Origin of the sequence: Streptomyces sp. NPDC050703, assembly GCF_040654435.1 — a bacterium.
Lineage (GTDB): Bacteria > Actinomycetota > Actinomycetes > Streptomycetales > Streptomycetaceae > Streptomyces.
In genome coordinates, this window is record NZ_JBFAHX010000010.1 from 205,448 (window position 1) to 215,376 (window position 9,929).

Below are 9,929 nucleotides of genomic sequence, written 5' to 3' on the forward strand. Positions count from 1 at the left end.
GTCGCCGGGGTGTTCGGTGGCACGGAGGGTGTTCTGAATCGCGTTTGACATTCACCTCGAAGGTGTGAGCAAAGGCGCCGCAGGGCATTATTTGCATTCTCGGCGGAAGTGTGAGCAAAGAATTCGAGCCCTCTGGTGTGGGTTCACACTTTCCCCGGGAAAGCAAATGGGGAGGCCCGCCGCGCGCGGAGAAAAACGCCTGGACCGGCCGCCGGTCCGCCACTAGCGTGCCTTCTCGGTCCACCGCCGACGCGGGAGACCGCGTACGACGTCGACGCCCCCGACAGGACAGGGAGTCTCCGCCGGTGACCGACCCCGCGCGCCCGGATTCCCTCTGGGCCAACAGGGACTACCGCGTCTTCCTGGTCATCCAGACCCTCTCCGCCCTCGGCGACTCCTTCTCCTTCGTGGCGATTCCGCTGCTCGTACTGCACAGCACGGGCTCGGTCGTCCAGATGGGGCTCGTGACCGGGCTGACGGGCGTCGCGTCGCTCGTCACCGGGCTGTTCGCCGGAGTGGTCGCCGACCGCGTCGACCGGCGCGGACTGCTCATGACGGCGGACGTGGCGCGCTGTCTGCTCTACGCGACGATTCCGGCGGTCTGGCTCTTCGCGACGCCGATGTGGGTGATCTACACGGTCGTTCCGCTCGCCGGCGGCTTCGCGATGCTGTTCCAGGTGACGTACGTGACGGTGGTGCCCGCCATCGTCCGACCGGACCAGATCACCAGGGCCAACGCCCACCTCTTCGGCTCGTACGCCGTGGCGACGGTCGGCGGCCCCACCCTCGCGGGTTTCCTCGCGGCCGCCGCCGGCCCCGTGGCGGCCATCGGGATCGACGCCGCGACCTTCGCCCTCTCCGCCGCCGGGCTCCTCCTGGTCAGACTGCGGCCGCCGGCCGGTGAACCCGGGCAGCCGGGCCGGGGAGGGGTGCGCCAGGAGTTCCTGGCCGGCGTCCGCTTCCTGTGGGCCCACCCCGTGCTGCGCCCGCTGACCGTGCTCCTGTCCGTGTTCATCTTCCTCACCCACGGCATGACCGACGTCATCATCTACCGCGTCAAGGAGGACCTCGGGCACGGCGACGACACCGTGGGCTACGTGCTGAGCGCGGGGACCGTCGGCACCTTCCTCGGCTCCTTCGCCGTCACGCGGGTGCGCGGGGCCCTCGGGTTCGGGGCGACCTGGATCGGCGCCACGGCTCTCGGCGGTGTCGCCGTCGCCTGCCTGGGGCTCACCGGGAGCGTGCCGGTCATCGGCGCCCTGTCGGCGGGCATGCTGCTCGCCACGGGCGTCGCGGGCATCTGCTCGATGTCCCTGCGCCAGGAGGTGACCCCCGGCCACCTCCTCGGCCGGGTCACCGCGGCCTTCTGGACGACGCACTACTCGCTCGGCCCGCTGGGCGCCGCCGCCGTCACCGCGGCGGCGGCCGGCTTCGGGGTGGCGAAGGTCTGCCTCGCGGTCGGTGTGGGCGTGGTGTGCGTGGCGCTCAGCGGGACGGCCACCGGGGTCGCCCGGGGGTGAGCCGGGCGGGCGTCCCGCCGGGCGCCCCGGTCAGCGCGGTCGCGACGCCCCGTCCGCCCGCCGCGGCTCCTCCCGCGCACCGTCGGACCGCGGGGCCGCGCCGCTCCCGTTCCGCTTCTCGTCCCCGTGCCCCGGCCACCAGGCCGCGTGCCCGATGAGCGCCGTCAGCGCGGGCGTGAAGACCATCGCCATGACGAACGCGGCGATCACGATGCCGAAGGAGAGCGAGAAGCCCATCTGGGAGAGCGTCGAGTTGCCCGCGAGCATCAGCGTCGCGAACGTACCGGCGAGGATGACGCCCGCCGAGCCGATCGTCGGCCCCGAGTGCCGCACCGCCGTACCCGCGGCGTCGCGCGGACCGCGGCCCTCGCGTGCCTCCTCGCGCAGGCGCGACACCATGAGGATGTTGTAGTCCGTGCCGAGCGCGACCACGAACAAGTACATGATCACCGGCAGCATGAACATCAGCCCCGGCTGGCTGCCGATCTGCTGGAAGATCAGCGAGGTGGCGCCGAGCGTCGCGCCGAAGCCAAGGGCGACGGAGAGCATCAGGTACCAGGGCGCCACCAGGCTCCGCAGCAGCAGCCCCAGGATCACCATGATGGCGAGCGCCGCCACCGGGAAGACGACCGAGTAGTCGCGGTCCACCGCCTTGTTGATGTCGACGTAGATCGCGGTCGTGCCGCCGACGAGCGCCCGCGAGCCCTCCGGGGCCTCCTCGTGTGCGAGGGGGCGCAGCCGGTCCTTGACCGTGGCGAGCGCCTTGTCGGAGGCGGGCGGGTCCGAGAGGATCACGGAGTACGAGGCCGTCGTGCGCCCTGGGTTCAGGCGGGGAGCCGCGACCGAGCCCACGCCGGGCACGTCGGCGAGCCGCTCACGGAAGGCGGCGGCCCGCTGCTGCGACACCGGCTTTTCGGAGGTCGAGGTGAGGTAGACGGAGGTCGGGTCGGTGGAACCGGCGGGGAACCCCTTCTCCAGGTCCCGCATCGCGACCATCGACTCCTTGTCGTCGGGCAGCGAGGACCCGGCGAGGTCGAAGTTGGCCCGGTAGCCGAGGGCGCCGAGGGTCAGGGCGCCCATGAACAGGGCCGAGACCACCGCCCACACCGCGGGCCTGCGGGCGATCGACGTGCCGAGCCGGGCGAATCCGGTGCCCTGCGGCTCGTGCCGCCAGGAATTCGACGGCCAGAACACCTTCGTGCCGAGCAGCGAGACCACGGCGGGCACCAGCGTGAGGCCGGCGAGCAGCGTCAGGAAGACCGCGATGGCGAGCGCGGGGCCCATGGACCGGAGCATGCCGAGCGAGGAGAGCGTGAGGGCGGCGAAGGCGACGATGACGGCGCCCGCCGCCGACGTGATGGCCTCCCCGACCCGCTCGACGGCGTGCACCATGGCGCCCTTTGGGGTCCTCGCCCGCCCGCAGCGCCTCGCGGTAGCGGAAGAGCAGGAACAGGATGTAGTCCGTGCCCACGCCGAAGAGCACGACGGTGAGCAGCTCCTGGATGGAGGAGTCGGCCTTCATGTCGAAGGCCTCGTTGGCGGAGGCGATCAGTCCGGTGGCCATCGGGGAGATGAGGCCGATGAGGACCACCGGAAGCAGCGCGATGATGGGGCTGCGGAAGATGACGAGCAGCAGCACGATGATGATGACGATCGTGCCGACCCCGACGAGCATGCCCGCGCGCTGGGAGGCGTCGCTCTCGTCCAGCGCCTGGGCGGCGGAGCCGGTGATCCCGGCCGTCAGGCCGGTGCCCTTCAGCTCGGGGCCGAGGTCGGAGCGCAGCTTCTCCACGGCGTCCTGCTGCCCGGTGTCCTCGGGGTCGGTGATCTTCGGCATGGCGACGACCGACGTCCGCACCAGCTTGTTGGGCGAGACCTCGCCCGGCACGACGGCCCGCACCTCGGGGATCTTCCGTGCCTGCAGCTCCTTGGAGACGCGCTCCACGTCGGCGGAGTCCGCGGCCGTCAGCTTCCCGCCGTCGGAGCGCTGGAAGACGATGACGGCGCCGACGTTCTGCTGCTCGGGGAACTCCTTCTCCTGCACGTCGGCCGCGCGAATCGACTCGTAATGCTCGGGAAGGAAGCTCGCCTCGTCGGAACTGGAGGTGAGTTTCGGTGCCAGTGAGATCACCGCGCCGGCCGCCACCACCCACGCCAGGATGATCCACCACGGGCGGCGCACCACGAATCGGCCCAGACCAGAAAACATCGGCTCTGCCTCTCCTCGCCCCCGAGGCGCACAGTCGTGTCCCGACAAGGATCGGCCGGTCCGGGCCGCCCCGCCAGTCGAGCCACCCACTTTCGGTCACTCGCGTCACGGCGGGGCGTCCGGCGCCGCCTCAGAAGTTGATCATGTGTCCGGCCAGGCCGTGCACCGCTTCCTTGACGGCCTCGCCGAGGGTCGGGTGCGCGTGGACGTTGCGGGCCACCTCGTGGACGGTCAGGTCCCACTGCTGGGCCAGGGTCAGCTCGGGCAGCAGCTCGGTGACGTCGGGGCCGATCAGGTGGGCGCCGATGATCTCGCCGTACTTCGCGTCGCTGATGACCTTCACGAAGCCGACGGTGTCGCCGAGGCCGTGCGCCTTGCCGTTCGCCTGGAAGGGGAACTTGGCGACCTTGACGTCGAAGCCCTTCTCCTTGGCCTGCGCCTCCGTCCAGCCGAAGCTGGCGATCTGCGGCTGGGAGTAGGTGGCGCGCGGGATCATCACGTAGTCGAGTTCCATCGTCTCGGCGTCCGCGAGGGTCTCCGCGGCGATGACGCCCATGGCCTCCGCGGTGTGCGCCAGCATCAGCTTGGCGGTCACGTCGCCGATGGCGTAGATGTGCGGGACGTTCGTGCGGCAGCGGCCGTCGACGTCGATCGCGCCGCGCTCGGTGAGCGCCACGCCCGTCGCCTCCAGGCCGTAGCCCGAGACGTTCGGCGCGAAACCGATGGCCTGGAGGACCTTGTCGGCCTCAAGGACCTGCTCCTTGCCGTCCTTGCCCGTGACGGTCACCCGGACCTGCTCGCCCGACTCGTCGATGGACTCCACGCGGGTGGAGGTCATGACGTCGATGCCGAGCTTGCGGTACTGCTTGGCCAGCTCCTTGGAGACGTCCGCGTCCTCCAGGGGCGCGACGCGGTCGAGGAACTCGACGATCGTGACCTTCACGCCGTAGTTGTGCAGGACGTAGGCGAACTCGATGCCGATCGCGCCCGCGCCCGCGATCACGATGGAGCGCGGCAGGGAGTCGGCGAGGATCTGCTCCTCGTACGTCACGACGCGCTCGCTGCGGCTGGTGCCGGGCAGCAGGCGGGGCGTGGCGCCGGTGGCGATGACGCAGTTCTCGAAGCCGATGGTGGCGGTGGTGCCGTCGGACTTCGCGACCTGGAGCGTGTTCGCGTCCAGGAACGTGCCCCGGCCGTCGAACTCCGTGATGCCGTTCTTCTTCATCAGGAAGTGGACGCCCTTGACGCGGCCGTCCGCGACCGTGCGGCTGCGGCTGTACGCCTCGCCGTAGTCGAAGGAGACCTGCCCTTCGACCTTGATGCCGTACGTCTTCTGCTCGTGCGTGAAGAGGTGGGCCAGCTCGGCGTTGCGCAGCAGCGCCTTCGTCGGGATGCAGCCGACGTTGAGGCAGACACCGCCCCAGTACTTCTCCTCGACGACGGCTACCCGCTTGCCCAGCTGGGCGGCGCGGATGGCGGCCACGTAGCCGCCGGGTCCTGCTCCGAGCACGACGACGTCGAAGCGGTCTTCCATGGGGAGGTCCTCTCTGGGTGGTACAGGGATGACGGGTGGCTCTGTGCCACGATCATGCGCCATGCGGGGGCCCGCGCGGCGCGCGGGTGGCGCACGCCACTGCCGGCCGGAGAAGTTACCCGCCGGTGCGCTGTGCCGCGCGTGCCTCAACCGACCGCTCCGCCAACCCCGTTGACTTCTCCCACTCGGTTCACCCGAACGTGGACCACCGGATAGTGTCACCGTCACGGATCACGTCCCGTGAGGCCCACGGGAGAGGTGGAGAGCGCGCAGTGGACAGCGACAACCGGCCCGGAACGGTGGACCCGTCGTCCATCCCCTACGACATCCCGACCTCGGCACGCGCCTACGGCTGGATGCTCGGCGGCAAGGACAACTACGAGGTGGACCGGGACTTCCTGCTCTCCACCCTGCCCTCGTTCCCCGAGTGCGTCGACATCGCCCGGCAGAACCGTGAGTTCCTCTTCCGTGTGGTGCGCTACCTGACCCGCGAGGCCGGCATCCGGCAGTTCATCGACATGGGCTGCGGCCTGCCCACCGACGACAACGTCCACCAGGTCGCCCAGCGCTTCGCCCCCGACGCCCGCGTCGTCTACGTGGACATCGACCCGATCGTCCTCGCGCACGGCCGCGCGCTGCTCGCCGACGACGCGTCGACCACCGTGATCCAGGGCGACATGCGGGACCAGAAGGAGATCCTCGGCCACCCCGACGTGGTGCGGCTCATCGACTTCGACGAGCCGGTCGCCGTCCTCTTCCTCTCCGTGGGCCACCACCTCGTCGACGCCGACGGGCCCCGGCACGTCCTGCGCACCCTCATCGACCGCGCCGCGCCCGGCAGCCTCCTCGGCTTCTCCCAGGTGGTCGCCGACGACCCCGCGAGGGGCGCCGCGATGACCGCCCACATCTCCGGCGGCGGCGTCCCGTGGCAGACGCGCACCCCCGCCGAGGTGGACGCCCTCCTCGAAGGACTCGACCCGGTCGAGCCCGGCCTGGTGAACCTCGTCGACTGGCGCCCCGACGCCGGACAGCCGCCGCTGGCCCCCGTCGACCCGGACCTCGTGCCGTACCTCGGCGCCACCGAGGCGAACAAGGGCATCTACGAGTACGGGGGAGTGCTGCGGCCCGCGCGGCGGGACGGCTGACGCCACGGCCCTGTTGACCCGGTGCGCGGCGCGCCCCACAATGACGACCATGATCCAGCACCTGACCGCCGCCGACCGGACGTTCGGCGTCCCGTGGCGGCGCGGGTGCGAGCGATCGGGCCGCTAGCTGTCCCCGGAGTCCCCTCCGCACAGCCGCCCGTTCCCCCTCACCCGAAGGATCATCCCGCCATGGCTGTCACCGACCGCGCCCCGTACACCCCCGTCCTGCGCGAGGCCCGCGTCCCCGCCGACGGCATGTACGAGGGCCGCCGCACCCTGAACCGCCTCCCCGAAGGCGGCCAGGAGCGGCCCTACGACCTGTTCGACCTCGTCCCGCAGGGGCGCCTCATCGGCGCCGAGATCCGCGGCGTCGACCTCGCGCGGCCCCTCACGCTCGCCCTGCGCGAGGAGCTGAACCGCGCTCTGCTCGAATGGAAGGTGCTGTTCTTCCGCGGCGCCGGCATCACCTCCGAGCAGCAGCGCGCCTTCGCCCGCAACTGGGGCGACCTGGAGACCAACCCGCTGCTCGCCCGCGGCTCCGCCGACGACGTCGTCCGCTTCGACAAGGGCGGCAGCGCCACCCCCACGTACGAGAACGTCTGGCACGCGGACGTCACCTTCCGCGAACGCCCGGCCCTCGGCGCGGTCCTCCAGCTCCGCGAGGTGCCGCCCCACGGCGGGGACACCATGTGGGCCGACATGGCCGCCGCTTACGACAACCTCCCCGACGACGTCAAGGAGCGCATCGAAGGGGCGCTGGCCGTGCACGACTTCATCCCCGGCTTCGCCCGCTTCTACGGCCCCGACAAGCTCGTGCCGCACCAGGACCGGTTCCCGCCCGTCACCCACCCCGTGGTGCGCACCCACCCGGAGACCGGGCGGCGGACGCTCTTCGTCAACACCTCCTTCACCACGCACATCGTGGGCATGGACCGCGAGGAGAGCGACCGGCTCCTGAGCCTCCTCGTGCGCCAGGCCCACGTGCCGGAGTACCAGGTGCGCTTCCACTGGCGGGCGGGCGACGTGGCGTTCTGGGACAACCGCGCGACCCAGCACTACGCGGTCGACGACTACGCCCCGCACCGCCGGGTCGCGGAGCGCGTCGCGATCACGGGCGACCGCCCCTACTGATCCCGCGCCCGGCGCCGGGTCCCGTCCGAGGGCGACTGCCAGCGGATCTCGCCGTCCTGGACCGTGTCCGTGGCGGCGAGGCCGGCCGCCGCCGCGACGGCCGCCGACGCCCCGTGGTCCGGATGGACGTGCGCGACCACCGTGCGCACGCCCTGTTCCGCCAGCCAGTCCACCAGGCCACGGGCCGCCTCCGTCGCGATCCCGCGCCGCTGCCAGGCGGTCCCGACCACCCAGGCGATCTCCGCGACGGGTCCGGGAGCGCCGGGGCCGACCGTGGCCTGCACGGTGCCGGCCAACGGGGCGCCGTCCTCCTCGCGGAGGGCGATGACCCAGTTGCACCAGGAGACCCCGGGGTCCGGGGAGCCCGCGAGCATGCGCCGGTAGCGGGCGCGGAGCGCGTCGGCGTCTTCCGGGGCGCCGCCGATGAACGTGTGCAGCGCCGGATCGTCGAGGACACGGGACAGGGCGTCGGCGTGCTCGACCCGCAGCGGTACGAGGTCGAGGCGGGCCGTACGGATCATGGCGGGCCGCACGGGGCGGCCGGAGGGCGAAGTGGGCATGCGCGCATTGTGTCCCGGCCGGTCTTGACCCGGCGATCATGGGGTCCATAGCCTCGGCGGCATCCCGGGCCATGCGCCACGAGCCGAGTCTGCCGAGGTCCTGCCGATGCCGAACCCGCCGACACCGTCCGCGGCGAACACCGCGGCCACCGAGCCCGGCGGTGCCCTGGCCGGGCTCAGGGTGCTCGACCTGTCCCGGGTCCTCGCCGGCCCCTACTGCGCGCAGCTGCTCGCCGACCACGGCGCCGACGTCATCAAGGTCGAGCCCCCGGCCGGCGACGAGACCCGGGGCTGGGGCCCGCCGTTCGTCGCGCCCGACACCTCCGCGTACTACCGCAACCTCAACCGCGCCAAGAAGAACATCGTCGTCGACCTGTCCGCGCCCGAGGGACGCGACATCCTCGACGCCCTGCTGCGCGACGCCGACGTCCTCGTCGAGAACTTCAAGGCGGGCACCCTCGCCAAGTGGGGTTACGCCGACGAGGACCTGCGCCACCGCCACCCCGCCCTCATCCACTGCCGGATCACCGGCTTCGGCACCGGGGGACCGCTCGGCGGTCAGCCCGGCTACGACGCGGTGCTCCAGGCCTACGGCGGCCTCATGAGCGTCAACGGCGAGCACGACGGGCCGCCGCTGCGCGTGGGCGTACCCGTCGTCGACCAGGTCACCGGTGTCCTCGCCTTCTCCGGCATCCTGCTCGCCCTGCACGAACGGCACCGCTCGGGCCTCGGCCAGCTCGTCGACTGCACCCTCCTCGACACCGCGGTCAGCCTCCTCCACCCGCACTCGGCCTCGTACCTCGCCGACGGCACCGTGCCGCGCCGCACCGGCTCCGCGCACCCCTCCATCGCCCCCTACGACTCCTTCGCCGCCGCCGACGGGCCGGTCTTCATCGCGGTCGGCAACGACCGGCAGTTCCGCGCGCTCGCCGATGTCCTCGCCCTGCCCGGCCTGGTGGAGGACCCGCGCTTTCGCACCAACGCGGACCGGGTGCGCCATCAGGGAGAGCTTCGCGCGGCCCTGGAGGAGGCCATCGCCGGGCACGACCGCGCCGGACTCACCGCGCTGCTCACCGCGCGCGGCATCCCGGCCTCACCCGTGCACGACGTCGCCGAGGCGCTGACGGCCCCCCAGACGCGCCACCGCGGCCTGGTCGTCGAGAGCGACGGCTACCGCGGGCTCGCCCCGCCCGTCTCGCTCTCCCGCACCCCGGCGCGGGTGCGGCCCGAGGTGCGGGGCGCGGGGGCGGACACGCGGGACGTCCTCGCGGCGGCGGGGTTCGACGCGGAGTTCGTCGACGAGGCGGCCGAGCGCGGGGTCGTACGCCTCGCGGAGCCCCCGCCGGGCCGCGGGGACGGGTGATTGTCAGTGGCGGGTGCCATGGTGGGGCCCATGAACCCTCTGCTTCTCACCGACATCCAGGCGGCCGTCCGCGACAGTTGGGGCCCCGACACCATGACACCGGAGTGCCGGTCGCAGTGGAGCGCCGACAACCCGGCCAGGGACCAGTGCGGCGTCACGGCGCTGGTCCTGAACGACCTGCTGGGCGGTGACCTGCTGCGGGGCGAGGTCCACGTCGACGGCCGGCGGACGGACTTCCACTGGTGGAACAGGATCGGCGGGGAGTACGAGATCGACCTCACCCGGGAGCAGTTCGCGCCCGAGGAGGTGGTGACCGAGGGGACGGTCGTCGCCAGGCCGCCCCGGATAGGCCGGCTCCGCGAGGAGTACGAACTGCTGCGCACCCGCGTCCTGGAGAGGCTCGACGAGACGGCGGCGCCGCGGGCGAGGTGAGCACACCACGGCCCCCGGTGCCCGAGGGCACCGGG

General features: G+C 72.2%; 8 protein-coding genes and 1 pseudogene. 5 read left to right on the top strand and 4 right to left on the bottom strand.

What is annotated here, in order from left to right:
* Window positions 1-305 precede the first annotated feature (305 nt).
* Complete coding sequence (locus AB0I16_RS13010) at window positions 306-1,520, top strand: MFS transporter (protein ID WP_363249396.1); 1,215 nt, start codon at window positions 306-308, stop codon at window positions 1,518-1,520.
* A 30-nt stretch (window positions 1,521-1,550) separates the two neighbouring features.
* On the opposite strand, the gene AB0I16_RS13015 is transcribed toward AB0I16_RS13010, so the two are convergent.
* The 3 genes and pseudogenes from AB0I16_RS13015 to lpdA form a co-directional block, all read right to left on the bottom strand.
* Window positions 1,551-2,912 carry an MMPL family transporter gene (locus AB0I16_RS13015; protein ID WP_363249397.1) on the bottom strand — a complete coding sequence of 454 codons (1,362 nt, stop codon included), beginning with the start codon at window positions 2,910-2,912 and terminating at the stop codon, window positions 1,551-1,553.
* Window positions 2,913-2,976: 64 nt separating this feature from the next.
* Window positions 2,977-3,729 (bottom strand): annotated as a pseudogene (locus AB0I16_RS13020) (MMPL family transporter); the annotation flags it as partial.
* A 130-nt stretch (window positions 3,730-3,859) separates the two neighbouring features.
* The gene (lpdA, locus tag AB0I16_RS13025) at window positions 3,860-5,263 is read right to left on the bottom strand and encodes a dihydrolipoyl dehydrogenase (RefSeq protein ID WP_363249398.1); all 1,404 of its coding nucleotides are present in this window, start codon (window positions 5,261-5,263) and stop codon (window positions 3,860-3,862) included.
* Between the two features lie 272 nt (window positions 5,264-5,535).
* Here lpdA and AB0I16_RS13030 point away from each other — a divergent pair, with 272 nt between their 5' ends.
* Both AB0I16_RS13030 and AB0I16_RS13035 read left to right on the top strand, forming a co-directional pair.
* Window positions 5,536-6,408, top strand: a complete 873-nt coding sequence (locus AB0I16_RS13030) for an SAM-dependent methyltransferase (RefSeq protein ID WP_363249399.1) — start codon at window positions 5,536-5,538, stop codon at window positions 6,406-6,408.
* Window positions 6,409-6,597: 189 nt separating this feature from the next.
* Window positions 6,598-7,539, top strand: coding sequence for a TauD/TfdA family dioxygenase (locus AB0I16_RS13035; protein ID WP_363249400.1), 942 nt, complete (start codon window positions 6,598-6,600; stop codon window positions 7,537-7,539).
* Here the strand turns inward: AB0I16_RS13035 and AB0I16_RS13040 are convergent.
* A complete protein-coding gene (locus tag AB0I16_RS13040; protein WP_363249401.1) occupies window positions 7,533-8,099 on the bottom strand; it encodes a GNAT family N-acetyltransferase in 567 nt (188 codons plus the stop codon). The genes AB0I16_RS13035 and AB0I16_RS13040 overlap by 7 nt on opposite strands.
* 106 nt (window positions 8,100-8,205) lie before the next feature.
* On the opposite strand from AB0I16_RS13040, the gene AB0I16_RS13045 reads away from it, so the two are divergent.
* The gene (locus AB0I16_RS13045) at window positions 8,206-9,462 is read left to right on the top strand and encodes a CoA transferase (RefSeq protein ID WP_363249402.1); all 1,257 of its coding nucleotides are present in this window, start codon (window positions 8,206-8,208) and stop codon (window positions 9,460-9,462) included.
* Between the two features lie 30 nt (window positions 9,463-9,492).
* Window positions 9,493-9,894 (top strand): hypothetical protein, encoded by a 402-nt coding sequence (locus AB0I16_RS13050; RefSeq protein ID WP_363249403.1) that lies wholly within the window; start codon window positions 9,493-9,495, stop codon window positions 9,892-9,894.
* The last annotated feature ends 35 nt before the right edge of the window (window positions 9,895-9,929 follow it).

What these genes read in the sequence shown, in the direction of transcription:
- AB0I16_RS13015 (WP_363249397.1), bottom strand. Translation starts at nt 2,912, where the DNA reads ATGGTGCACGCCGTCGAGCGGGTCGGGGAGGCCATCACGTCGGCGGCG.
- lpdA (WP_363249398.1), bottom strand. Translation starts at nt 5,263, where the DNA reads ATGGAAGACCGCTTCGACGTCGTCGTGCTCGGAGCAGGACCCGGCGGC.
- AB0I16_RS13035 (WP_363249400.1), top strand. Translation starts at nt 6,598, where the DNA reads ATGGCTGTCACCGACCGCGCCCCGTACACCCCCGTCCTGCGCGAGGCC.
- AB0I16_RS13040 (WP_363249401.1), bottom strand. Translation starts at nt 8,099, where the DNA reads ATGCCCACTTCGCCCTCCGGCCGCCCCGTGCGGCCCGCCATGATCCGT.
- AB0I16_RS13045 (WP_363249402.1), top strand. Translation starts at nt 8,206, where the DNA reads ATGCCGAACCCGCCGACACCGTCCGCGGCGAACACCGCGGCCACCGAG.
- AB0I16_RS13050 (WP_363249403.1), top strand. Translation starts at nt 9,493, where the DNA reads ATGAACCCTCTGCTTCTCACCGACATCCAGGCGGCCGTCCGCGACAGT.